Origin of the sequence: Paenibacillus terrigena DSM 21567, assembly GCF_000374845.1 — a bacterium.
GTDB classification, from domain to species: Bacteria; Bacillota; Bacilli; order Paenibacillales; family Paenibacillaceae; genus Paenibacillus_K; species Paenibacillus_K terrigena.
In genome coordinates, this window is record NZ_KB895429.1 from 22,947 (window position 1) to 49,328 (window position 26,382).

Below are 26,382 nucleotides of genomic sequence, written 5' to 3' on the forward strand. Positions count from 1 at the left end.
TCGATATCAATAAATCTAATAAGTGCTACTTCACTTCTAACATGCGCTCCAACGATGACCGGGCTTTGTCTGCAATGTGAGGAGGAACGTAGATTTGCGGCTGCATCGTCTCCAAGCATTTCACGAGCTTCTTCAAGTTGTTCACTTTCATATTCGGACATACGAGGAACTTCGAAGCAAAATGGAACTGTTTATCGGGACTATCCAGGCGAAGCTGATATCCAGTACCGTCTTCCGTTCCTACAATAAACTCCTGGCAGTCGGATTTGCGGCAATATTCTAGAATGGCTGTCGTACTACCGATAAAGTCGCCCATCTCGACAACTTCGGGACGGCATTCCGGATGCACAACGAACTGCGCGTTTGGATATTTCGCTTTCATCTCTACGACATCTTTCAGCGTAAGCATATCATGCGTATTGCAATATCCTTCCCAGATAATCATCTTCTTGTCTGTGAATTGTTGAACATAGTGGCCCAAATTTTTGTCTGGAACCCAAATAATCTCTTCAGAATCAACCGATTGAATCACCTTTACTGCATTCGCAGAAGTACAGCAAATATCTGTCTCGGCTTTAATTTCCGCAGATGAATTGATATACGTGACCACGGTCGCATTCGGGTGCTCGGCTTTGAGCTTGCGCAGTCCATCGACATTGACCATATCCGCCATCGGACAACCTGCACGCTCATCTGGGATAATAACCGTCTTATTCGGAGCTAGAATCTTCGCACTCTCACCCATAAAATGAACACCACAGAACACAATGACTTCAGCATCCGTCTCTGCTGCTTTCTGTGCGAGCAGGAATGAATCACCTCGGAAATCCGCAACCTCTTGGATTTCGTCCCGTTGATAATAGTGCGCAAGAATGATTGCATTACGTTCCTTCTTTAATTGCATTAGCCGTTCTCGCAGCTCGCGATTCTGCTCTGCCTTATGCTGCAATGCCAAAGCTTCCACTAGACCCACCCCTTTAGTATTTCGTACATCCACGCTTAACGCGCTATGACCCTCGAATCAGTTACCATTTAATTTACACACCCTTGCGTTGCATGTCAATCTGTCAAAACCGTAAAATCACCCTACAACGTGGTGCTTTGGTTTCGGAGTGATTCAGATCCTTTGCGAAGAACCCCGAAAAAATCAAAAAAACCGGAACAATAAGGCTATTGTCCGGTTTTTTGATACATTACTCTTTTTTATCAGTGTCTTCGTTATCGTTATGCACATCCGTGCCTGGTGATTCTTCTTTCACTTCTTCATCGACCTTGTCTGAAGCAAATTTATTCGATTGATCGGATTCGGATTGCGATTGAATATTCACTTTCACTGCATTTGCAGCATCCGTGGATTCAACCGTTTGGCTAGTCTCAGTCGATGCTGAATTCTCATCTGCTTCAACTGTCAAACCATCTAACGAACCTGTATCGATCAATTGCTTAATTTGTTCAAGCTCCAACGTCTCTTTCTCAAGCAATGTCTTCGCAATGATATGAACCTCACGCGAGTGCTTCTTAAGAAGCTCCTGCGCTTTCTCATAACAACTACGAATAATCGTCTGCATTTCTTGATCGATCTCATAAGCGATCGAATCACTGTAATTCTGCTCATGACCGAAGTCACGACCCAAGAATACTTGGCCCTGCGAATTACCGAACTGCATTGGTCCGAGACGATCACTCATCCCGTATTCCATGATCATGCTGCGAGCAATACTTGTCGCTTGCTTAAAGTCACTGTATGCGCCAGTACCGATCTCACCAATGAAGATCTCCTCCGCCACGCGCCCACCAAGCAATCCTGTAATCTTGTCAAGAAGCTCTTGCTTCGTAACAAGCAGGCGATCTTCTTTCGGAAGCATAATGACGTATCCGCCAGCGCGTCCACGAGGAACAATCGTTACTTTGTGTACCGTATCCGCATGCTCCAAGAAGTAACCGATGATCGTATGACCTGCTTCGTGGTAAGCCACGATACGTTTCTCGCGGTCACTGATCACGCGGCTGCGCTTCTCTGTACCTACGATAACGCGATCGATCGCTTCATCCACTTCTCGCATCGAGATATCTTTACGATTCTTACGGGCTGCAAGTAGCGCCGCTTCATTCAATAAGTTCTCCAGATCTGCACCGGTAAATCCGGTTGTACGCTTCGCGATAACATCCATCTTCACGTCTTTGGCAAGCGGCTTATTCTTCGCATGTACTTTCAATACCGCTTCGCGGCCTTTGACATCTGGACGGTCAACTGTAATCTGACGGTCAAAACGTCCTGGGCGAAGAAGAGCCGGGTCAAGAATATCTGGACGGTTCGTCGCAGCTACGATAATAATACCTTCATTCGCACCAAAGCCGTCCATTTCAACGAGCAATTGGTTGAGCGTCTGTTCGCGCTCGTCATGTCCGCCGCCGAGTCCGGCACCACGTTGACGACCTACAGCATCAATCTCATCGATGAAGATAATACATGGTGCATTCTTCTTCGCGTTCTCGAACAAATCACGAACACGGGATGCACCGACCCCGACGAACATCTCAACGAAGTCCGAACCGGAGATACTGAAGAATGGTACGCCTGCTTCACCAGCAACGGCGCGAGCAAGCAATGTTTTACCTGTTCCCGGAGGACCGTTAAGCAAGACCCCTTTCGGGATACGAGCACCGACAGCTGCGAATTTGCGAGGGTCCTTCAAGAACTCAACAACCTCAACAAGCTCTTGTTTCTCTTCGTCAGCACCAGCCACATCTTCGAACGTAACTTTCTTCTTCTCTTCATTATATAGGCGAGCACGGCTCTTGCCGAAGTTCATAACCTTACCGCCGCCGCCCTGCGCTTGATTGAACAAGAAGAAGAATAGGACGAACATAATAACGAACGGAATAATCGAAGTCAGGAACGTGAGCCAAATGCTCTCGCCTTCCATCGGTTTAACTTTAAGTGAAAATCCATTGGACTTACTTGCGTCCATCACTTCTTTATAAGCAGTAGGGTCGTCAGGCATGACAGAGTAGAAACTATCCGTCTTGGCGCCATCAGGTACTTTAATAAACTTACCTGTCACCAAGTTGGCTCTGCCTTGATATTGGACCGAGATATCCGCTACGTTCTTAGCCTCTAACGCTTCGCGAAGTTGGCTATATTGTATTTCTACAGCAGATTCGTTGCGATTGCCTATAAATTGAACAAGACCCACCACGACCAAAAATAGAATCAAATAAAAACCCGAATTACGGATGAACCGGTTCATCCCCAACCTCCTCTCAAGACACTTTAATTATTTTACCATAGCATGTCTTACCACCACAATAGAACGAGGTAAGCATCGATTGCAGCTGTTAGTTCGAGTAGACCTCTGGTTTCAAGATCCCAATGTAGGGGAGGTTACGGTATTTCTCAGCATAATCGAGACCATATCCGACGACGAATGCATCGGGTAGTTCAAATCCTTTATAATCCGCTTCGAGGTCGACTGTACGACGAACCGGTTTATCAAAGAGCGCAACGACACGTGTCGAGTTCGCATTGCGTCGCTCCAGAACATCAATTAAGTAGCTGAGTGTTAAGCCGCTGTCGATAATATCTTCGACAATGATAACGTCGCGACCTTCCACAGGTACATCTAAATCTTTCAAAATTTTAACAACGCCGGATGATTTGGTGGCTTTCCCATAACTGGATACAGCCATAAAATCAAGCTCGAGCGGAATTGTCATGTTCTTCACAAGATCGGACATAAAAATAAATGCACCCTTCAGCACACAAATCACAAGTGGATTTCTCCCGTCGTAATCGCGGCTTAGTACTTCCCCTAATTCTTTAATTCTCGTCTGAATTTGTTCCTCGCTGTACAGTACTTCTTGAATGTCGTTAAACAATGATGGCCCCTCCTAATGTATACTATGAAAGCTTCTTGCCTTCCATTACATTTCAAAGCTGATGTTGCTACCCTTCATACCTGCAGAGCTCCAACCGAACAAGTCGCGTCGTCTGCTCTTCAACCGTCGCATGTGCTGAACGGCGAACGCCGGGTATCCACAGAATTTGACCTGTGCAGTCCGTTATAACAGGCCAAGCGTCACGAAGCACTGGTGCAATCTTCTCATCAATGAAAATATCTTGTACTTTTTTGGACCCATTTAATCCAAGGATTCGCATTCGATCACCTGGACGACGATTCCGCACGATTAGCGGAAAGTGTACGCAGTCCGCATCAAAAAAGGCAATACATCGATGCTTCGGCCTCACTTCGCTTAAATCCGAATCGTAGCTGATTTCATTCCAGCGCAACAGCCCTGAATGATCAGAAATCCACTGTTCCCCGTGCCCCCGTTCTATTCGATATTCATACGCTACGGGTCCTTGCGAATCAAGCCTATGTATAAAATCGATCTGATCGTAGGACCGAACGCACTGGATTCGCTCCGAAATATCGAGCATCCACGTCGTAGGCTGCGTTTGAAGAATCCCCAGCCTGATCGCTTCAATCTTCTCATAATCGAAGGAATCGGATTCTGTATCCGTTTTTTGTGCAAGATAACTTAATATTAGTTTAATAAATCTTCGTTGTAAAGCAACATGTGTATTGGTTAAATCAGTGCGGGCAAGCTGATATCCGCCCTTCGTACGCTTCAGATTCGCAGCCAATTGCTCTGACGCTTCCTGTTCCAAATAATCACTATCTGCACGAAGTAAGTCTGCGGTTCGGTTCAATGCCTTCACAATCTGCTCATTATATTGCCCCAAAAATGGCATCACATCCAACCGAATCTGATTCCTGACATATTTGCGGGAGTTATTACTCTCGTCAGTTACATATTGTAAGCCACTATCTTCACAACAGTCCATTAAATCTGTTTTGTATATACGTAGAAAAGGGCGAATAAGTTCCACATTTTTTTCCGTTCTTGAAATAGCCATCCCCGCAAGACCCGCTGCCCCTGAACCACGAATCAGTCGCATCATCACCGTCTCTGCTTGGTCATCTGCATGATGCGCCAGTGCGATATGCGATGCACCATACTTGGTCGCTGTTGCATGCAGGAAAGCATATCGCTGCTCACGTGCTGCCGCCTGGCTATTCATCCCTGTACGTTCTATATATTCGGGAATTTCCAAATGCGCAACTTCACAAGGGAGCTCGAGGTCTGAAGCGATGCGCTTAACAATCTCAGCTTCAGCAACAGACTCCTGCCGGAATCCGTGATTCGCATGAGCGACAATCAATTGAAGATGATGCCGCTCGGGAGCCGCCAGCATATGAAGAACATGCAGAAGCGCAACCGAGTCCGGCCCTCCCGAGACAGCTACAACGATCGTGCTCCCCGGAGTCCATAGCTGGTGCTCCCTTACCACTTGCTCGACTTGCCCCGCAAGGGCGTATATCTTCGTCATTCGCATTGATTCATGCCGCCCCTCTCTATATAACATGTAAAGCTTCTAATTGGATTGCAGGATGATGTATAGGGTCGAGCCTAACAGAATAATGGATGCGACGAATATCCCTTTCAACCAACCCGGTGTATGCCTACGAATTGGTGGCGATGAAATTTTGCTGCCACTGCGAATTGCAGCCTGTTTCCATTCACTGCATGCTTCATGCGAAGAAGCGAACTGACCGCTAATGGCTCGCTTGAACCACGATTCATAAGATTTCAGACGAATATGAGTATGTGCAAGGTTGATCAAATCATTCGCACTCCGAACTTGAGGCAGCTGGTCCGGGCCTTGCCGGCGCAGACGTGCGCCATCCATGACATGCAACCACAGCACCGCAAAGGCGAATAGATCATATCCCGGATCTGCAGCACGAGATCCCGCATTCCAATATCCCCGGTCATACCTCTCGGTGAATTGCTTGACGCTTCGTCCGATGCGACTTACGCCGCCGTAATCAACCAGTTCAACCTGTCCATAGGACGAAACCATAATATTCTCGGGTTTCAAATCTCCGAATACGTAGCCCGCTTCATGCAGTTCGACCAGCTTTTGTAATAAGCGGTACCCAATCAGCCCCATCCATTCAGGCCCATTCTTCTCCATATACTGATGAAGCGTAACGCCCTCGACATACCGCATGACATAGAATTGCATATCCATCTGCCCTAGCTTGTAATCATCGACATCGAGCAGAAAAGGCCGCGATGCTGAATTCCGCATGCGGCGATCTGATTTATTCTGATGAGTAGCGAGCGTTGTCAATACATTAATCTCCGATTGAAGGTCCACCGCATCATATCCGATTTTCAAAGCAGCCAGCTCAGTCCCGCGCCCCCGTCTCACCAAATAAACGGCGCCATTCGCTCCTCTGCCGAGAAGACGCTCGACGAGATACCTGCGATGATGCCATTTGCCCTCAATCCACGTACCAGGGGCAAGGCTCGAGCTTGCATTAAACGACGTAGTCACCTAACATCCCATCCGTTTCTGACTGATTGCGAAATCCAGGATCGCTTCCAACCATTCTATCATATTGGATGAATTCGATCACCTTATAGATCGCCGGCCCCGTTGGCGTCGCTCCACGCATTTGCATTCGACGGAATAATGAGCCCACGCCGGACAAGTCTTGTGTCCAGTCCAGATCCATAACTGTCTCGTCAGAAGCTCGGCCTGGAAAGTGGAATACAGCGATTTCACTCTTCCCTTGCCGCGCCTGCAGACTCAGCATCAGATCCCGAATGGCCTCTTCAACCGCTTGCAGCTTAGGCTTCATACTTGCGCTTGCATCAATTAACAGGGCAACTTGCAATTCGCTTGTCTCGGTTAACTCGTCCATCACCTTCACAACCTCTGACCGCTGCTGTGGTGGTAAATCTTCAATATGGGTCGCATCCGTGTGCAGAATTTGCCGAAGCTCACGCTCGACCACCTGGTGAATCGTCTGCACGACCGTCTTCCGCGTCATCATCTGAATCGTCTGTGACAGTTGATGTGGCTGAACGATCCGATCCATCCCGCCGCCTGCTTTGGCAATCTGAGCAATCTCTGCCGCCCCAAGCTCGCCAATCGCACCTTGGTCAACCACACCAACAACATTAACGGTAATTCCTTCTTCCCGTGCGTGCGCTGCAGCAACAATCGGACTTACACCGACATTCGAGCAGCCATCCGTAATCAATAGAATTTGTTTCACAATAAACCCTCCCCTAGGAATAAGATGAATACGATGCTCTATTCTATCCTTTCCAGATTTAAGAGAGTTTAATCCGAGTTAGGCTTTGAATCGCGCTAGAATTGCCCAGCGTCGTTGTTTCCGCTTATTATACTTCGGCAAGGATCGATAGATTTCGAGCGTCTCACGATATGCTCGGCGAGCATCCTCTCCGCGGCCTAATTGCTCATAGAGCTGCCCCAGACGATAGTAGGCCTCACAAGAAGATGAATTCACCTGGCGGAATTGTTCCAGCATCGCGATCGCCTTCTCCGGCTCCGTCGTACGATATGCCTCAGCCAGCTGCAGGTATGGATCTCCATATCCAACGCGTGGATTCAGCTCAAGTGCTCTAAAGATATGTGTCTCGCCTGCTTCGATGCGCCCTAGCTTCAAATGACACACACCGACTTCAAAATGATAATCCGCCGACTCCTCCATTGCTCGTTCGATTTGTTCTAGATGACCCCATGCTTCATGATATTTCTTCTGTGCAACGTACAATCTTGCTAGCTCGAACCGCGATGTGGAAGCATGCGGATTGGCCCGGAGCTCTTCCTTCAATCGGTTGATGCGGCGGTTCCGACTGAACGGCTTGAATAGGCTCGGTGTGAGTCCGACATATCGCCGATCCAACACATATAGGATCACAAGAAGTAAAATAATGGCTAGAATCGGACTACGCGTAATATAGAGTAAGAACGAGAACAGAAAAAATTTCGTTAACAAGCAAAAAGCCTCCCTCTTATATTCAAAATAACGGCATATCGCTCATTATTTTACCATATGAGGGAGGCTTTGTTTAATTTCTCATTTCATAATTCTTCAGCTCACCGTCCTTGGACGTTTTAGCCGTGTTGAACCTGGCCAATGCACGGTAGACCATTCAGGAATGTGCCGCTCAATCCGTGCGACAACGACCGTCATGTCATCTGAGATGCTGCCGTGATGCCACCTGACAACCATCTCGAGCAAGGCGTCCGCAATCATCTGCGGATCGTCCGATTTCATCTCTTGGAGCACCCGCTTCATCCACAGTTCCTTATTCACCGCATGACCCGGCGCATCATAAATGCCATCCGTCATCATCACAAGCGTATCGCCCGGCTCCAGTTGAACCGTCAACAGATCCACTTCAATATCCTGCAATATTCCGATCGGCAGATTAGCTGCCGAGATCGAGATCACCTCATTTTTACGAATAATAAAGCTCGGTGTTGACCCAATCTTCATGAACGTTGTCTTCGCCGTATATTGATCGATAATCGCCATATCGACGGTCGCGAACACTTCCTCCGCAGAGCGTAACAGCAGAACAGAATTGACCGATTTAATCGCCATCTGCTCATCCATTCCCGATTGCAGTAATCGCTCCAGAATAGAGAGCGCTGTGCTGCTCTCAAGCTTCGCACGCTCGCCGTTGCCCATGCCATCGCTGATGGCTACCGCGAACTTCCCATTGCCAAGCTCCACTGTACTGTAGCTGTCTCCAGATAATGCATCGCCCCCTTTGGCCGCACTCGCCACCCCCGTATCAATCTCGAACGCCTTCGCAGATCCGAATGTGACCATGACCACCCCGTCCCGGCCCCCATCGGCTGTACCGAACCGTTCGCTAGCGACAACAATATGCTCCCCTAGAATATCGGATAACACAGGCGCGATAATTTTACGGCATTCATCATGCCCCCTTCGGAAAGTATGTACAATCTCAATCTCGATCTGGCCGGTATCGAGGCTAATAATATCGATATCTTGAATCGGGAGTCCGAGCTCTTCGAGCATCGTTCGAATTTGTTCCTCTTGCTTGTGAAGTGCCGCCCCTTCCCGTTGAATTTCCCGTACGAGACTATCCATCACTTGTGAAACCCCGCTTAATTGTTCGGCCACAAATTGCCGACTGTCGATAACCTGTCTTTTCCAATGCAAATCATTCTTGTACAGGTCGTACTGCCCTTTCATCGCCCCCATCACTTGATCCGTCTTACTGCACAGCTTCAGCCATGATCCTGGTAAATCCTCCTTCTTCAGCTTCGGATTCTCCTCAATCGCCGTCATCATATCGGTCATGAAGGAGTATGTCTGATGGAACCTCCCTTCCCAGCATTGATCCTTGCGATAGCAATTCGAGCACGTCTGCGTCGTGACTGTATTAATAAAATGATCGAACTCTTCTTCTTTACGCACCATCTCCCCGCTACTCGCGACTTGTCCGAAGCTTCTTGCCAGTTGCCTAAACACCTCCGAGAATTGATTCACGCGTTCCGCTGTCATATCTCGGATCCGCCGCGCATATTCATGTTGCGTGGAGGCATGCTCCTGCGTGCCTGGTACATATTTCGAGATCATCGTAATCATAGACTTAGGTGTTAATAGGAATAGTGCAATGGCTGCTACCGTCTCACTTGTAGACATAATCACTTCTGTCGTCGTTCCGAGATAGATCACAAGAATCGAGGAGCCAAGCAGCATACCACCAGCTACCCACCAACGTTTCCCTTCACGAAGCATACCTGCGAGCATTCCTGCGAAGGCTAGCAAACTCATCTGATAGATGGCATGTAAATCTGCAAGACTTAAGATTAATCCGGTCACAACACCCACCGATGCCCCGAGCGGCGCACCGCCAACAAAAGCGAATAAGAGAATTAAATAACGTGAGAAAATATGATCCGGCGACAGTCCATAGATTGTAAAGCCGACAGCACCCGTCATAACCGATGCGAGCAAGATGATCAGACAGATGATTTCTTCGTTCTTAAGCGCCGTCTGTTTGCGAACACGTGTCAGAATCGGCAGTGCCTGCATAAACACAATCGTCAGGACAAGGCTTAATCCTCCATCCATGACCGCCATTAGAATCGTATACCATGACATATGATTGCCGACCACGAGTTCGAACAATCGGACAAGCATCATAGAGGTGAATACGATTAAGGGCATAAAAGAGGACTCCGGTCGATTATACGCTTCAACTCCCCGTTGAATGAGAAGAACTAGAAGCATTTGTGCAGCCAATGCCCATATACCCGGTTCGGCCGAGAAGTAATTGCCTGCGAGCAGGGCTAACGCGAGCCAGCCGCTAAGATCACGCCTAAGCATATAGATCACTGCAAAATACGCTACCGCGAACGGCGCAAGTTCATTAAGTATCATTGCTTTCCCGAGCAGAAAGCCCATACCGGTCAGTACGATCGTCCATTTCCGTACGGCGATACCTTCATAAGCTCGATTCATCACATTTGGGGTTTGCATGGGTGAACACCACCTCTTCTCGTAATCTCATAATCTCTTAATGAGTGAGTGATTCTCATTATAGAAAGGAGACCTTAGAAAGTTTGTCACAATGCGTAGGCTCGTCAAAAAAAGTTTCCGACAAAAACAATCGTTGCCCATGGCACGTTAAAACCCTTGCAGCGCAAGGGATCCCGCCAATATAACACATGATCGAATTGAGAATGATGTCTGAATTTCCAACCGAATTGTAGGCGCTTTCGAGGAGAGTCTACGGCAAATCGTCAGAACTTCAAGGAATGCCGTAGGAACCTGTCGGTATTTTTATTCCGCGTCGACGAATAAAATAGAACAATAAAAAACCGCAGCAGCCGAAGCTGTTGCGGTGTTCATTATTTCATGATGAAGTTGTGAATTACATGCGTTTCGCGCCGCGGCCTCCGCGCTTCCCTTCGGTGTTCTTCTTCAGGGAAGAAATGCGCTCCTCACTATCTTTTAAGAAACGGGACACTTTATCTTCAAAAGTAGCCTTGTTCGCTGGTGGTTTGAATGAACGCCCACCTCGATCTCGTTGAAATCCGCCTGGTCTGTCACCGTCTGGACGTCCGCCTTGACGATCTGGTCTTGGCGCTCTTGGCGGCCTGGTCTGCGCTTCTACCGGCTTATCCACCGCTTGCTTGATGGATAGACCAATCTTGCCGTCCTTATCCACGTTAATGACCTTTACCGTGACAACATCATCAATTTTCAAATGATCATTGACGTCCTTAACATAGTTGTCGGCGATCTCCGAGATGTGAACGAGACCCGTGACACCTCCTGACAGATCTACAAATGCTCCAAAATGCGTAATCCCTGTCACTTTTCCTTCTAACTTGGTGCCCACTTCAATTGCCATAGAATAAAATGATCCTCCCTTAAAAATATACAAATCCGTAGATTCTGATACTTTAAAATCTTTGGCTATGGTGATTATACCGAATGCCGAAGCTTTGGTCAACAGACGCATATCACGTCACGATTCGAATCCGCTATTTGAGCATTCCCTTATCAATAGGGGTCTCACCCGGCGGGTACATATCGAGTGTCTTCCTTGCAATCTGGCCGATATATTCATCCTCATTCAGCCGAGCAATCTCTTGCTCCAATTGCGACTGCAGCAGCTTCGTCTCCTGATGCATCTGCTGATTATCCTCCAGCTTCACGCGTTCACTTGCCAGTGTCACCGTCTGATGAATGAATGTATAAATCCCCCAGCTGAAAAACAATACCATGAACATCATCCAGAGCCGGATTCGTTTCCGTGCGCCCGTGTATTTAGTTGGCTGTTCTTGACGAACCCTAGACGACATACCGTAATCCCCCCTGAGATGTTTGAGCATGATTCATTCTTCACGCTTGCGCTTAAAGAGGCGGTTCCATAATCTTGTCCCGTAATCGAGCGACCGCTTCACCCATTCAGGGACCTTGAAGTGTCTCCACAAGGGACGCGTTAGGAATTTGAACAACCTCCAAAACGGACTTAATAATTGTAACACAATCCTGCCTATGAACATAGCGGACAAGAATAGAATTCGAACGAGAAACTTTACCAATTTATACAAGCCGATGATTGGCTTCAGTAAGAAGATCTCCACTAAGCGCTGAATCAACCGGACAATCTGCTTAATAACCTTCATTAAGATTACCACAATGCGTACGGTTGTAAAGCTGAACCATAAAAAATAGAACCAAACGCCTAGAAAGAGTCCGAAAAAGACATAAAACCGCAATTCTCCCTGATTTGTGATATATAGCATTCGAAAAATGAAACAAACCGCAATCACCCAGTAACAAAAATCCAGCACAGGCTTGGTCCACTTTGGAAAATGAAGCTGGTGGGCAACCACGCGGTATCCGTCGAAAACGATCCCCATGCATAGCCCACTAATCAACATCGCGAACATGGCCACAAATTGTTCATTTAAACTCATTTAAACAACTTCCCTAGAAATCCTTTGGATTTGCCTTGCGAGTTCGCATCTAAATAAGTCAGGGAGTTAATCACGCCTTCAATCGCGATCAGGCCTTGTTCGAGACTTAAGTTCTTGATATGTAAATTTTGCCCTCGAATCGCGAGGAATCCGCAATCCGTATTGAGCAGGAATTCCTCATTATCGAAACTCTCCACGTTACTTACGCCGGTAATCTCGAGCTGCTTACGATTTAGCATCTTCACTTCTTGCCGTTTCGTCTTCACCTGTTCCACCATCGCATGGCCCCTCCTTTACTAAGACTAGCTTATGGGAGGGACGTCCACTTTAGAACATCATGTATAGCAAAATAACCCCACAAAATGGAGACTTAACTTCAAAGGTGAATCAGGTACTTTGCGGGGGCCCCGTAAATGATGAAATCTAGTATAGCAAAAAGAGACGGAAGCGATTAACGCCTCCGTCTCTTATGTCTACCTATGTATGTCTACCAAGGGAAATCATTCGATTTCGCAATAGGCTCTTCCTTGATCACCGTATAAAGCTGCGCAGCTTCATCCTTCTTGGTCGTCTCTGCCGTACGCTCGACACGAACGGTAACCAGCTTCTGGCCGAATTGAATCGTAATCTCATCGCCCTCTTTGACGCTGCTGCTTGGCTTGGCCTCTCGCCCATTCACGAGCACGCGCCCTTGATCGGACACGTCCTTCGCAACGGTACGACGCTTAATTAATCGGGATACTTTCAGGAATTTATCGACACGCATCTTACTTTACAGCGTCTTTAAGTTTGTTGCCTGCTTTGAATGCAGGAACGTTCGATGCTGGGATGTCGATTGTTTTACCTGTTTGTGGGTTACGGCCTGTACGACCTGCACGTTTACGAGTTTCGAAAGTACCGAAACCGATCAATTGAACTTTGTCGCCGCCAGCAAGCGCATCTGTAATTTCGCCAAGGAAACTATTTAGTACCGATTCAACGTCTTTTTTAGTTAATCCGCTTTTTGTAGAAATGTTGTTTACCAAATCTGTCTTGTTCATTATTAGTTCCTCCCATAATTAGAAAAATAGATCGATTATGTATTCTTGTTTTGTTAGTAAATTCCTGCTTCTTTTGACAGCTTTTTTCGAAAAAGGTCAAATAGAGAAGAATTTTGCCAGCGAATAGGTCGATCTTGAGCCCCTATTCTACTGACGTTTGGCGGCTTGCCACCATTTTTCCATCTCTAGTAAATCAGTTTGGTCAAAAGATTTACCATTTATACGGAGCTGGTCTTCAATATAGTGAAAACGAGAAGTAAATTTACGATTGGTTCGCGCTAGCGCCTCTTCGGGGTCTGCATCGATAAATCGTGCCGCATTGACAACAGCAAATAATAAATCTCCCAGCTCGCCGATTTGCTCGTCATGCGAATCGCCATTTGCGACGGCCTGCTTCAGCTCCGCAAATTCTTCTTCGATTTTGGAGTATACACCATTTAAGTCCTCCCAGTCAAAACCAACCTTCGCAGCCTTCTTCTGAAGCTTGTAAGCTTTCATCAATCCTGGTAGGTCGCGAGGCACGCCATCGAGCACCGAAGTGACGCCTTGATCTAGGCCTTTACGCTGCTTCTCTTCAGCTTTCATCTGCTCCCAATTCTTGAGCGCTTCACTCGCATCGCCTGCCGACTGGTCCCCGAATACATGCGGATGACGGAACAATAGCTTCTCATTTAACGTCTGGATCACATCATATACCGTGAAGGTCCCGACTTCCTCTTCCATCTGGGAATGCAGCATCACCTGCAGCATAACATCTCCAAGTTCTTCCTGCATATGAATTGGATCATCATCATCGATCGTCTCAAGCACTTCATACATTTCTTCGATCAAATTTTTGCGAATCGACTGATGCGTCTGCTCTTGGTCCCACGGACAGCCTTCCGGACTGCGCAAAATTCCGACAATTTCGTGTAATCTTGCAAATGTGCGGTTACGAAGCTGCTCATCGTCGCTCCGAGGCACCCAGATCAGCGATAAATTACCATAACCTTCTACACGATCCAGTTCATAGAGCGGCACGCGAATGATCTGCTCTTCGCCTGGTACGCCGAGGGCATGCCCTACCACGACTTCATAGTCGTCCGGGTACAGCTCCATCAAGACCAGCTTCACATCCGAAGCGGTGAAGACATCATAGACTTGACCGATCACGGTATGAAGCTGCGGCTGAAGCCAGGAAGACGACAGGCCGCTGCTATCGAGCAGCTGGAAACCCTCAATGGGGTCGAACCCAAGACGTGTAAACGCCTGATCCAAGAAGCTCTCGCCGCCTGTAATATGCAAGGAAATACCCGCTTCACCACAACGCTGTCTAAGCTGCTGTACCGTCGATTCTGCGACCATCGGGTGTCCCGGTACGGCATAGACAATATTGCCATGTTCACCGGCTAATGCAATCAGCCGATCTGTAATCGCACGGTAGACCTCAGGAAAGTCATCATGCTGCTCATAGAGCGAATCGAAGGACGCATAAGCAATTCCTTCATCCTGCAGCAGCGTCATCATCGGATGATGCTCTGTACGTACGAACACATGGGTTGCTGACTGAAGTTTCTTCCAGTTGCCCAGGGTTAACTGATCAGGATTACCTGAACCAAGCCCCAGCACTGTAATTGATTTATCCACTCTTCATCCCTCCATTAATGCCTTTTTTTAATAACCCAAGCCTCTCCAACCTAGGGATATACTTCTTCACACCGGGAAGCATTGCAAGTTCTTGGGCCGTAATGACCCCGAATCCCATTCCGCTACCTGCAAAGGTAACGACACCGATCACAATGCCAACAAGCGTAACAATGACTGCTTCCACTCGCCCATTTGCTAGACCGAATCCATGCAGCAATTCCGGCATTAGGGTTGTGGTCGCACCCACGGTTACGGACAACATCCCCATCATGAGCAGTGGCTTCACGACCAGCTCACCCCATGAGATCCGCAGCCCTAGGGTCTGAAAGAGTACAATCCCATTCAATAGTGCTGCGATACCGTAAGCAACCACGCCTGCTATAGCTGCGCCATTCATGCCTAGTACAGGTACAAGCCAGAGATTGAGCGCAATCTTGACCCCAACAGCAATGAGCAAATGCCAAGCCGGTGCATTCACCTTACCGATCCCTTGCAGTATCGCTCCAGTCATGATGTTGATCGTACTCACCACAGCCATGCATGCGACCCATGCCATCGTATCTGTCCCATTCGAATCGCGGTATAATGCCACGTTAATCGGTTCTGCGAGCAGTACAATCCCGAGTGTCGATGCCGCGCCCAATATCCATGACCATCTTAACAAAATCGTCGATCGCTGCCGTAGCTTGTCTAGATTGCCGCTCAGGTGATCCTGTGTGATGGCTGGAATGATCGATACGGATATCGAACTCGCGACCATCCCAACAAGTTGAACCAGTGGCAAACCGCGATTATATATGCCGAAAGCTGCCATGGCTTGCATTTCATCTGCAAAGGACATCTTCAGCAGTCTCGGTACGGTAAACGTATCGACAATACTCATCATCGGTACCACAATCGCCCCGAGGCACACGAGCACCGCATAGCGTACAAGCTGCCATAGGAGCGTCTGCAATGGAGCAGCCTCTTGCACGTGCGAGGCACCTTGTGCACGTATCTCAACCCTCTGTAGAGATGGTCTTCTACGTTCTTTGCGATAGTAATACATCATCACCAGCAGCCCGGCCACGCCTCCTGCTGTCGAGCCTAGTGCTGCACCCGCAGCAACGATCGATTCTTCCAAGCCTGCACGTGTAAGGATGAGCAGCAAGAAGAGCATCGTTGCTACCCGGATCAATTGTTCTGCCACTTGGGAGACCGCCGTTGGGACCATCATTGATTTCCCTTGGAAGTAACCACGCACGGCGGACATCACCGGTACAATCAGCAGCGCAAATGAAGAGCAGCGAATAGCTTCCGCCGTGTGGATGTTATCCATCCAACCAGCAATCCGATCTGCACCCTGATGCAGAAGGATAAACCCGGCGATGCCTGCTACACCGAGGAGGACCATCGATACATGCAGGATTCGTCTTGCTCCGACTTCATCATCATGGGCCATACGCTCCGCCACGAACTTCGATATGGCCACCGGAAAGCCGGCTGTCGCGAGGAATACAATCAAAATATAAAAAGGATACACCGCATTATAAATACCAAAAACACCGTCACCCGCAATGTTCTGCAGTGGAATCTTCTGCAGCGTCCCGATCAATTTCGACAGCAACGCAGCAAGTCCAAGTACCATTGCGCCCTTAACGACGTGGGATTCCGTAGTTGGTAATGAACCCATGTCCTGCTGCTCTCTCATCGTTCTCCCTCTAATCATCCATTCTAACCGAATTTATATCCATTCATTATAGCATATAAAAAACTCCCATAATCGAGCATACGCTTTGCGTATGTTTCGAGTATAGGAGTTCATAAAATCGGTAGCCCGATTTATTGTTCCATTTGTTTACCTAAGAATGCAGCCGCTGTCTCAGACATTTTTGTCTCAAGAATACTCATCTTCGTATTCTCGTCTTTGCTAAGCATAACAACGGTGCCAATAGGGTCGCCACCTGCGATAATCGGTGCTACAACGTAAGAGCTGATTGTCTCTTGATTATCTCTTCCGATTTCATACGTGCCGGAATTCGTCTCAATCGATGTCTTACGGTTTTCCATACATTCCTCAACCAAAGATCCGATGGACTTGTCCAAATATTCTTTCTTGGATCCACCAGCAACTGCGATAATATTATCACGATCTGTAATCAATGTTATATGATTTGTGCTCTCGAATAAAGACTCCGCATATTCTTTTGCAAAGTCGCCAAGCTCACCAATCGGGGAATATTTCTTAAGGATAACTTCACCATCGCGATCAACAAAAATCTCGAGTGGATCTCCCTCGCGGATTCGAAGTGTGCGGCGAATTTCTTTAGGAATGACGACCCGTCCGAGATCATCAATACGACGAACAATACCAGTAGCTTTCATATTTCTTGTTGCCTCACTTTCTTATCAGTTGTACTTCTACTACTACGGTTCATGGAAATGAGGAGATGTGGTTAGTTCAAAAAACTGTCCTTTGAAATAACTTTAACTGGTGGTTGATTTAAAATCTGACCATAGTATTCATCTGCTCCCAGTTTCTTATACATCTCGATTGTACGCTGAAATAAAGGAATCGTTTCACAAAAAAACAGAAAATAGTGAAAAAATTTCACGTATTTTCTGCTTGTTCATAAAATAGTCAATTTTATTTACAGATGTTACATTTAATTACTTTTTATCACTGGTTGGTTCTGTCTTTTCATCGGTTTTTTTGCCAGTTTCTTGCTTAGGCTCTTCCTTTTTCTCTACCTTAGGCAGATCTGTTTTTGTGATCAAACCTGGCAATTCCTTCTCCATGAATTGATTCATGCTCGCGCCCGAAACTTGTCCACGAAGCGATTCCTTCTGATCCGCTGTCAATTTATCGAACGTCATCTCAACACGAGATTCGACCTTCATCACATGATAACCAAACTGTGACTCAACCGGATCGCTGATTTTATTGAGCGGAAGCTCAACGGCTGCTTTTTTGAATTCCTCAACCCACTGACCTACAGCTGCATCTTTATATAATCCGCCATTGTCTTTGGAACCTCCGTCATCGGAGTACTCCTTCGCAATTTTGTTCCAATCGGCATTTGGTGCTTTCAACTTCGCTTGAACTTCTTTCGCACGTTTTAATGCTTCTTCTTTCGTACGCTTTGTTTTACCGTCTTGCGTTTCTAAGGCAACAAGGACATGACGAACAGATGCTGTAGTGAAGTTTTGCTTATTCTTCTCGAATTCGGCCTTCACTTGGTCATCGGTTACTTTCGCATTGTAATCCGCAACAACTGTAAGCAAGCGCGTCATATAAGCGAGCACATCTTGATCCGTTAATTTAAGCTTGTCCAACTCGGTTTTGTATTGATCCCCAGCTGCTTTTTTCATCTGGTCCAATTGCTCTTTCGCTTTCTTCTCGCCGTCTTTCTTCGCTGCATCTGTTGCTTTGTCAGCTAGAATTTTGTAGGCAATCTCTTGCTTGAGCAAATATTCTCTGAACTCATCCATCGTTACGACTTGCGCGTATTGCGGATAGAGAAGCGTCATCATGCTGATTTCTTTATTAAATTCATTCTCAGTAATCGTTCCGCCTTTATACGTCGCAACGACCTTGCTCTGATCTCCTTTGGCAGCAGAACCCTCATTCTTCTGTCCGCACCCCGCGATTAACGATACCATGAGTACCGCCACAAGCGTGATCATCAAGGATTTCCAAGCACTTTTACGGTTATTTAACAACATCTTGTAATTCTCCCTTCGTTTTGAACGCCTCTTTGGCGCTTTTAAGCACATCTTCTACCAATTGCAGCATCTGCGAATCATCTAGCCCTTTGCATCTCACATTCATTATAATACTTGGACCCTGCTCAAAGCGAATACGCTTGTCGAACTGCGCACCCAGCTGCGCTAATTTGTCACGATAAATGTGATCGGTCTCGCTCGCTGCAATACGGATGACAACGTCATCGCCTTTCTTCGAAATGGCCTCGATGCCATAACAGCGACCGTAAATTTTGAGCCTCGCAACCGCTAGCAAATGTAGAACAGCAAGTGGCAAGTCGCCGAAGCGATCCACCAGCTCATCCTGCAATTCATCACCTTCATCGAAGGAACGCAAGGATGCGACTTTCTTGTAAATCTCAATCTTCTGAATACTATCATAAATATAATCGGATGGTAAATATGCATCGACACTCAGGTCAATCACAGTCGATATCTCTTTCGGCGGTGCAACATAATCCCCGCCCATCTCAGCTTTTCGTTTCTGAATTTCATCCGCGAGCATTTGCGAGTAGAGATCAAATCCGACCGAAGCAATGAAGCCGTGCTGCTCCGCACCGAGCAGATTACCTGCTCCACGAATCGACAAGTCGCGCATTGCAATTTTGAACCCTGAGCCAAGCTCTGTGAATTCCTTAATCGATTGCAGGCGCTTCTCCGCAACCTCCGTCAATACTTTATCCCGTTGATACGTAAAGTACGCATAGGCAATCCGATTCGAACGTCCAACACGCCCGCGCAGCTGATATAACTGAGACAAGCCCATTTTATCGGCATCATGGACGATGAGCGTATTCACGTTCGGAATATCGACGCCCGTCTCAATGATACTCGTACTGACGAGCACATCGTATTCACCGTCCAAGAAATCGAGAATCGTCTTCTCTAGCTCCTGCTCGGACATTTGTCCATGCCCTACAGCGACTCTCGCATCCGGCACCAACGCCGAAATTTGTTCCGCCATTTGGTAGATCCCTTGAACACGATTATATAAATAGTATACCTGTCCGCCGCGCGCTAATTCACGTTCAATGGATTCACGGGTAAGTGTATTGCTATGTTCCACAACATAAGTCTGTACAGGGAACCGGTTCTCCGGCGGCGTCTCAATAACAGACAAATCGCGAACCCCAAGCATCGACATATGCAGCGTACGCGGGATTGGCGTAGCCGTTAAGGTGAGTACGTCGACATTCGTCTTCAGACGTTTCAGCTTTTCTTTGTGCGATACGCCGAAACGCTGCTCCTCATCGACAATCAGCAGTCCCAAATCCTTAAAGATCATATCTTGCGACAGAATACGATGCGTCCCGATGACGACATCGACGGTACCGCGTTTGATGCCTTTGATCGTCTCATTCTGCTCTTTCTTCGAACGGAATCGGCTAAGGACTTGTATATTCATCGGGTAACCCGCGAATCGTTCGCGGAATGTCTCGTAATGCTGCTGCGCCAAGATCGTTGTCGGAACAAGGACGGCCACCTGCTTGCCTTCCATCGCTGACTTAAACGCTGCGCGAACGGCAACTTCCGTCTTCCCGTATCCAACATCACCGCACAATAGACGGTCCATCGGCACATTGTTCTGCATGTCCTTCTTGATCTCTTCAATCGCACGCAATTGGTCGATCGTCTCATCATAGGGGAACATCGCTTCGAACTCTTGCTGCTCAGGCGTGTCCTTCTCGAAAGCAAAACCCGGTGCGGATTGACGTTCCGCATAGAGCTTGACTAGATCATCCGCAATGTCCTGCACGGAAGAACGCACTTTATTTTTAACCTTCGCCCAATCGTTACCGCCTAGCTTGTAAATCTTCGGCTCTTTCTCTTCCGAGCCGACATACTTCTGGATCATATCGATCTGTTCGATCGGCACGGATAGCTTGTCGCCTCCTGCATACAGAATATGCAGATAGTCTTTATGGATACCGTTGATCTCCAGCGTCCCAATCCCCATGTATTTCCCGATACCATGGTTCGTGTGCACAACATAATCGCCGACCTTCAGCTCGGTGTAGCTCTTAATGCGTTCGGCATTGTCGACTTTTTTATCAATTTTACTACGAACTTTGCGCTGCTTCTGCGAGAACATCTCGCCTTCGGTAATGACGACAAGGTGGATGGAAGACAGCTCGAACCCTGTCTGCAGGTTGCCCTTCAGAATCATTGGCTCGTCAATCTGGTAATCTTGCAGAACGCGGCGCATCCGCTCTGTCCGCTCGTCATTGCTCGCGAGCATCATGACCGTCGCCCCAGACTTCTTCCAGCGCTCCATCTCTGCCTTGAGCACGTTCATCTGCCCATGGAAATCCTGCATCGCGCGGCACATGAAATTAACGATATTCTGCGGCTGCGTATGTGGAATTTGACGTAAGAACAGCGACAAGAACAACGTCTGGAACGGAGGATGATGCAGCATATGATCGGCCGTATGACCGAGAACGAAGCCTGGCATTGATTTGCCATTCTGCATCAAATGCAGATTCCACTCACTCTCGTCCCGTTCAAGCTGCTTCGAGATCTCCAATATACGCGTTGGTTCGTCCAGAATGAGGAGAGTATCTTCCGCCATGTAGTCGAATAACGTCTCCCGCTCCGGGAACAACATCGAAATATATTTATAGAGGTCCGGAAAATAGATCTGCTCCCGCAGCATCTCGAGCTCACGACCGATCTCTTCGCGAAGCAAACTCTTCGCATTGCGATCCGCCATTTTCTCCAGCTGCTTATCGAGCAGTTCCGATGCATGCACAGCCCCATTCTGGAATCGCCGTGCATCGGCAATAATCTCCTTACATGGTGGAATGACGATGGCTTCTTCCTTGTCCACCGAACGCTGATCCGTCGGATCGAATGTACGAATCGAGTCGATATCATCACCGAACCACTCCACCCGGTAAGCAAGCCGTGATGTTAGTGGATAGAAGTCCACAATTCCGCCGCGTACGCTCATTTCACCGCGTGATTGGACCTGCTCTACCCGTTCATATCCGAGCTCCACCATACGCTTCATAAAGGCATTAATCTCCAGCGTCTCCCCGACTTTAATATCGAGGTGTGCGCTCTTCATCATCTCTCGAGTCGGAATGAATCTGCGCACACCGGAATAAGGAGCGACGATAACACCGCGGAAGCCGCGAGAGGACTTCATCAAGACATCGATGCGCTGCGCTAACGTCTCAGGACTTGAAATGGCTGATTCTGCTGCGACCAGCTCATTGGCAGGATACAGCATCACATGCTCCGGTGAGATGCACTCCTGCAAATCCTCGGTGATTTTCTGCGCTGCGAACATATTATGGGTCACGATGAGGATCGGACGCTGCAACTTCTCGAACAGCGCAGCGATCACAACTTGTCGCGAAGAACCTGTGAGTCCTGATATGAGCTGCTCTCGCATCCCGGATTCAAGGCCTGCTGTAATGGATTTAAAATCTCGATCTTCGGATAATGCTTGAATAAGTGCGTGTAACAACGCGGGCACCTCTCTCTGAATAACTCATCTCTTAAGAGAATCCATGGAATGGCATGGAAATACAGCGTTCAAGAACGCGTACCAACACCATGTAGAATTGGCTTCGCCGTCTTCATGACGGGAAGCGCCTCTACAAATTTGTATACATGGGCCATACCATTCTTCGGATCTTTTACAAATAAGCCTCGGCGAACATGCCAAGGCTTCTATCATCTTTTGTACAACACTTCTACTGTAGTGGACTCGATAAGAGCGACAATTCTGGGTGGTTGTCGAGTGCTTCTCTGCAGTAATCACATGTCACTCGCACGGTAACGTCTCCATTTGAGTTATACGATATTATATCGTTGCGTTCTTCAGGGGTCAAGGAATGGAACCCGAGTTGCGTCTCACTTACATGTTCTTGATCAATACGGCCTAGCGACGTCCCGCAATGCCTGCAAATATAGTTTACTGACATCTATATGCCTCCTGAGAGTAGGATATACCCCCAGTATGCCCATCCTTCTCAGAATTAGCCGTATTATCCAGTATGGATTTTAGGTCACCCGTTGAACTTCGCCATCGTCGTTTCGAACGGATTCTGCATCGCGAATTCAAGTGCATCACAGGTTGCTCCGATCATGTCTTCGAGCGGCGCTGCTTCAGCCTTCGGGAAATTATTGAGGACATAATCGGCAATATTGAACCCTGCTGGCGGTCTTGAAATCCCCATCCGAACACGGTTGAAAATCTGAGTGCCAGTGTGCTGAATGATTGATTTAATCCCATTGTGCCCACCTGCGCTACCTTGATAACGAAGGCGAATCCGTCCAATCTCCGTATCAAGATCATCGTAGACGACAATTAAATCTTCCAGATTCACTTTGTAGTAATCCATGAATGCCCGAACCGACTCGCCTGATAGATTCATATACGTCATCGGTTTGATCAAGGCAACCTTCTTCCCGTTCACATGCCCCTCGCCGATAAGCGCTTTGCATTTGTTCTGGGTGACGGCGATGTTATGACGTCTCGCAAGTTCATCAATCGCCATAAATCCGACATTATGCCGCGTCTTCTGATACGATGTCCCGGGATTCCCAAGTCCGACAATCCATTTCATATGTGTGCAATTCCTCTCTATGCCTATAGGTAAAACTTATAGATTCTTATATTTGAACGACAAGGGCTACTTCTCCACTAGGCGCGGAGCTGTAACCCTTCATCATTCGTATGCTTAGCTTACTCTTATTCGATTTCGAACAGCTTGCTGATCGACAACTCTTCGTGGACACGGATAATCGCTTCGCCCATCAAAGGCGCAACGGATAATACTTTGAGTTTGCTTGTTGGATTAGGATGCGTAATTGGAATCGTATCTGTCACGATAACTTCCGTGATTGGTGCATTCTCAAGACGTTCCATCGCAGGTCCGGATAAGACCGGATGTGTACAACAAACATAAATTTCTTTGGCACCTGCATCACGCAATGCATTGGCACCTAGAACAATCGTACCAGCCGTATCGATAATATCATCGATAACAATGGCAGTTTTCCCTTTAACTTCACCGATAATGTTCATGACTTCACTCACATTCGGCTCAGGACGACGTTTGTCAATAATAGCAAGTGGGGCTTTCAAGAAATCAGCCAATTTACGGGCACGAACAACACCACCATGGTCAGGTGAGACAACAACGACATCCTCGATTTGCTTCGAACGGAAATATTGCGCCAGAATCGGAACACCCAGCATATGATCTACTGGAATATCGAAGAAACCTTGAATTTGCGTTGCGTGCAAATCCATTGTAATGACGCGATGTGCGCCTGCCGTCTCGATCAAGTTCGCAACGAGCTTCGCTGTGATCGGATCGCGTGAACGAGCCTTACGATCTTGACGTGCATAGCCGTAATACGGAATGACGACATTGATACTCTTCGCCGATGCCCGTTTCAGAGCATCTACCATAACGAGCAGCTGCATCAAGTTATCATTAACCGGTGCACACGTTGATTGAACGACATAGACGTCACAACCACGAACACTCTCGGTTAGCTTGATATGGATCTCGCCATCGCTGAATGCGAGTGTCTCCGAATCTCCCATCGGTACGCCGATATGTTCAGCAATGCGATGTGCCAAAGACGTATTCGAGTTGCATGTAAAAATCTTTAATTTTGAGTCACAATAAGCCATAGAATAAAAACCCTCCGTGCCAGTCGTTGTATAGTCAGTGTTGCTATCATAACCTAGTTCGTCTTGTTCCTGCCGATAACCAAACATGATAAATCCATTGTGGTTACGAATTACGCTCTTTCTTCGCTCTAGCACGGGCGCGCAATTTCTCCGCATATCCCGGCTTATTCACTTGGCGTTCTCTTGCAACAGCTAGTTCGTTCTCTGCTACATTATGCGTTATTGTTGATCCAGCCACGACATATGCCCCTTTGCCTACCTTAACTGGCGCAATTAGGTTCACGTTACTGCCGACAAAGGCATCATCTTCGATCTCTGTAACAGATTTATTATACCCGTCATAGTTGACCGTAATCGCTCCGCAACCGATATTTACATTCTTACCGACCGTTGCATCGCCAATATAACTCAAATGACTTACTTTTGCACCGTCATCTAACGTTGCATTTTTTATTTCAACGAAATCGCCGATTTTCACATTTTGGCCAATCCGTGCACCTGGGCGCAAATAAGCGAACGGTCCGATTCCCGAGCCGTTGCCTACCGTCGCTTCCGACAATACGGATTGCTTCACAATGACGCCATCGCCAATCTCAGAATCTTCAATTTCGGTATGAGGCCCAATCATGCATTCATTACCAATAATGGTCTTCCCGCGAATCATCGTGCCCGGATAGATGACACTATCTTGACCGATCACAACGTCAGCACCAATGTAGGTGGATGCTGGATCAATCAATGACACACCATTGATCATATGTTGGCGGTTAATGCGAGCACGCATTAATTGCTCGGCTTCCGATAACGCAACGCGGTCATTCACGCCGATCGCTTCTGCTTCATCCGTTGTGCAATACGCATCAACGATATCGCCCGCAGCACGCAAGATGCCAATGACATCCGTCAAATAATATTCCTGCTGCACATTCTGATTCGTCACTTGCTCCAGCGCAGCAAAAAGCTTCGCATTATCGAAGCAATAGGTTCCTGTATTAATCTCTTGAATCGCTTGTTCGTCAGGTGTGCAATCTTTCTGCTCCACAATCTTCTGAACCGATCCGTCGGCACCACGAATAATCCTTCCGTAACCGGTAGGATTCGCCATATGCGCTGATAGAATCGTTGCGGATGCACCCTTCTCCGTGTGCAGCGCAATCAAACGCTCAAGTGTCGTCTCCGTCACTAGCGGCGTATCTCCGCATACAATTAATGTCAAACCTTCTTCATGTCCTAGCAGCGATTTCGCTTGCTTCACCGCATGACCTGTACCTAACTGTTCTGCCTGCAATACATATTCAGCGCGATCTCCCAAATACGATTTCACAGCATCAGCTCCATGACCTACAATAACGACTGTACGCTCACAGGATGCACGCGATACGGTATCGACGACATGGCCTACCATCGGTTTGCCGCATACCGGATGCAACACTTTATACAATTTCGACTTCATGCGTTTGCCCTGTCCTGCAGCAAGCACAACTGCCATTCTCTTCAAGGTTCCGACCTCCCAAACGCTTCTTACCATATGCTCACTCTAGACGCATAACAAATAGACATACTTCGCACATGTTAATCAGTTCATTAAAGAATATATCCTATTCTGAACAAAAAGAAAAGAGAGCCGTCCTCCGGCTCCCTTCCTCTAAGCGCAATTACAAACCTTAAGCTCCCTCTTCGATGACTTCTTCTTCCGTAGCTGCGCGCTCATATTCAGCGAGAACTGCTGCTTGAATCTTCTCGCGAGTTGTGGAAGAGATCGGGTGAGCGATATCGCGGAATTCACCATCTGGTGTCCGCTTACTCGGCATTGCAACGAACATTCCATTGTTCCCGTCGATGACGCGAATGTCGTGCACAACGAATTCATTGTCAATAGTGATGGAAGCAATCGCCTTCATTCTCCCTTCGGAGTTGACGCGGCGGAGCCTTACATCGGTAATTTGCATGTG

24 protein-coding genes are annotated in these 26,382 nt (G+C 47.5%); all 24 read right to left on the minus strand.

Features of this window, described 5'->3' with window-relative positions:
* Window positions 1-25 precede the first annotated feature (25 nt).
* The 24 genes from nadA to spoVG all read right to left on the minus strand — a co-directional run bounded on the left by nadA (window position 26) and on the right by spoVG (window position 26,379).
* Entirely contained in the window at window positions 26-964 is a 939-nt protein-coding gene (nadA, locus tag C558_RS0127220) for a quinolinate synthase NadA (RefSeq protein ID WP_018759464.1), read from the minus strand.
* A 229-nt stretch (window positions 965-1,193) separates the two neighbouring features.
* Window positions 1,194-3,251, minus strand: coding sequence for an ATP-dependent zinc metalloprotease FtsH (gene ftsH / locus C558_RS0127225; protein WP_018759465.1), 2,058 nt, complete (start codon window positions 3,249-3,251; stop codon window positions 1,194-1,196).
* Window positions 3,252-3,339: 88 nt separating this feature from the next.
* Window positions 3,340-3,879: a hypoxanthine phosphoribosyltransferase gene (hpt, locus tag C558_RS0127230; RefSeq protein WP_018759466.1), complete on the minus strand. Its 540-nt coding sequence runs from the start codon at window positions 3,877-3,879 to the stop codon at window positions 3,340-3,342.
* 67 nt (window positions 3,880-3,946) lie between these two features.
* Entirely contained in the window at window positions 3,947-5,395 is a 1,449-nt protein-coding gene (gene tilS, locus C558_RS0127235) for a tRNA lysidine(34) synthetase TilS (RefSeq protein WP_342662362.1), read from the minus strand.
* A gap of 45 nt (window positions 5,396-5,440) precedes the next feature.
* Window positions 5,441-6,409 (minus strand): serine/threonine protein kinase, encoded by a 969-nt coding sequence (locus tag C558_RS0127240; RefSeq protein ID WP_018759468.1) that lies wholly within the window; start codon window positions 6,407-6,409, stop codon window positions 5,441-5,443.
* Entirely contained in the window at window positions 6,393-7,136 is a 744-nt protein-coding gene (locus C558_RS0127245; protein ID WP_018759469.1) for a vWA domain-containing protein, read from the minus strand. Before C558_RS0127245 ends, C558_RS0127240 begins: the two co-directional genes overlap by 17 nt.
* 78 nt (window positions 7,137-7,214) lie before the next feature.
* Window positions 7,215-7,883 (minus strand): tetratricopeptide repeat protein, encoded by a 669-nt coding sequence (locus tag C558_RS0127250; RefSeq protein ID WP_018759470.1) that lies wholly within the window; start codon window positions 7,881-7,883, stop codon window positions 7,215-7,217.
* A gap of 96 nt (window positions 7,884-7,979) precedes the next feature.
* Window positions 7,980-10,409 (minus strand): stage II sporulation protein E, encoded by a 2,430-nt coding sequence (gene spoIIE, locus C558_RS0127255; protein WP_018759471.1) that lies wholly within the window; start codon window positions 10,407-10,409, stop codon window positions 7,980-7,982.
* A 394-nt stretch (window positions 10,410-10,803) separates the two neighbouring features.
* Complete coding sequence (locus C558_RS0127260; protein ID WP_018759472.1) at window positions 10,804-11,286, minus strand: S1 domain-containing RNA-binding protein; 483 nt, start codon at window positions 11,284-11,286, stop codon at window positions 10,804-10,806.
* A gap of 133 nt (window positions 11,287-11,419) precedes the next feature.
* The gene (locus C558_RS0127265; RefSeq protein ID WP_018759473.1) at window positions 11,420-11,740 is read right to left on the minus strand and encodes an FtsB family cell division protein; all 321 of its coding nucleotides are present in this window, start codon (window positions 11,738-11,740) and stop codon (window positions 11,420-11,422) included.
* Between the two features lie 33 nt (window positions 11,741-11,773).
* Complete coding sequence (yabQ, locus tag C558_RS0127270; RefSeq protein ID WP_018759474.1) at window positions 11,774-12,361, minus strand: spore cortex biosynthesis protein YabQ; 588 nt, start codon at window positions 12,359-12,361, stop codon at window positions 11,774-11,776.
* On the minus strand, window positions 12,358-12,639 hold the full coding sequence (gene yabP, locus C558_RS0127275) for a sporulation protein YabP (RefSeq protein ID WP_018759475.1): 282 nt from the start codon (window positions 12,637-12,639) through the stop codon (window positions 12,358-12,360). The genes yabQ and yabP overlap by 4 nt, the downstream gene beginning before the upstream one ends.
* 209 nt (window positions 12,640-12,848) lie before the next feature.
* Window positions 12,849-13,127 (minus strand): RNA-binding S4 domain-containing protein, encoded by a 279-nt coding sequence (locus C558_RS0127280; protein ID WP_018759476.1) that lies wholly within the window; start codon window positions 13,125-13,127, stop codon window positions 12,849-12,851.
* A 1-nt stretch (window position 13,128) separates the two neighbouring features.
* Entirely contained in the window at window positions 13,129-13,401 is a 273-nt protein-coding gene (locus C558_RS0127285) for an HU family DNA-binding protein (protein ID WP_018759477.1), read from the minus strand.
* A gap of 147 nt (window positions 13,402-13,548) precedes the next feature.
* The gene (yabN, locus tag C558_RS0127290; protein ID WP_018759478.1) at window positions 13,549-15,027 is read right to left on the minus strand and encodes a bifunctional methyltransferase/pyrophosphohydrolase YabN; all 1,479 of its coding nucleotides are present in this window, start codon (window positions 15,025-15,027) and stop codon (window positions 13,549-13,551) included.
* On the minus strand, window positions 15,020-16,717 hold the full coding sequence (locus tag C558_RS0127295) for a putative polysaccharide biosynthesis protein (protein ID WP_018759479.1): 1,698 nt from the start codon (window positions 16,715-16,717) through the stop codon (window positions 15,020-15,022). The genes yabN and C558_RS0127295 overlap by 8 nt, the downstream gene beginning before the upstream one ends.
* A gap of 131 nt (window positions 16,718-16,848) precedes the next feature.
* On the minus strand, window positions 16,849-17,391 hold the full coding sequence (gene spoVT / locus C558_RS0127300; RefSeq protein ID WP_018759480.1) for a stage V sporulation protein T: 543 nt from the start codon (window positions 17,389-17,391) through the stop codon (window positions 16,849-16,851).
* Between the two features lie 285 nt (window positions 17,392-17,676).
* Window positions 17,677-18,732 carry a peptidylprolyl isomerase gene (locus tag C558_RS0127305; protein WP_018759481.1) on the minus strand — a complete coding sequence of 352 codons (1,056 nt, stop codon included), beginning with the start codon at window positions 18,730-18,732 and terminating at the stop codon, window positions 17,677-17,679.
* A complete protein-coding gene (mfd, locus tag C558_RS0127310) occupies window positions 18,719-22,246 on the minus strand; it encodes a transcription-repair coupling factor (protein WP_018759482.1) in 3,528 nt (1,175 codons plus the stop codon). The genes C558_RS0127305 and mfd overlap by 14 nt, the downstream gene beginning before the upstream one ends.
* 229 nt (window positions 22,247-22,475) lie before the next feature.
* Complete coding sequence (fin, locus tag C558_RS33450) at window positions 22,476-22,706, minus strand: anti-sigma-F factor Fin (protein WP_083927291.1); 231 nt, start codon at window positions 22,704-22,706, stop codon at window positions 22,476-22,478.
* 84 nt (window positions 22,707-22,790) lie between these two features.
* Window positions 22,791-23,351, minus strand: a complete 561-nt coding sequence (pth, locus tag C558_RS0127315; protein ID WP_018759483.1) for an aminoacyl-tRNA hydrolase — start codon at window positions 23,349-23,351, stop codon at window positions 22,791-22,793.
* 125 nt (window positions 23,352-23,476) lie between these two features.
* Window positions 23,477-24,430, minus strand: coding sequence for a ribose-phosphate diphosphokinase (locus C558_RS0127320; protein ID WP_018759484.1), 954 nt, complete (start codon window positions 24,428-24,430; stop codon window positions 23,477-23,479).
* A gap of 103 nt (window positions 24,431-24,533) precedes the next feature.
* Window positions 24,534-25,928 carry a bifunctional UDP-N-acetylglucosamine diphosphorylase/glucosamine-1-phosphate N-acetyltransferase GlmU gene (gene glmU / locus C558_RS0127325; RefSeq protein WP_018759485.1) on the minus strand — a complete coding sequence of 465 codons (1,395 nt, stop codon included), beginning with the start codon at window positions 25,926-25,928 and terminating at the stop codon, window positions 24,534-24,536.
* 166 nt (window positions 25,929-26,094) lie between these two features.
* A complete protein-coding gene (gene spoVG / locus C558_RS0127330) occupies window positions 26,095-26,379 on the minus strand; it encodes a septation regulator SpoVG (RefSeq protein WP_018759486.1) in 285 nt (94 codons plus the stop codon).
* Between the last annotated feature and the right edge of the window lie 3 nt (window positions 26,380-26,382).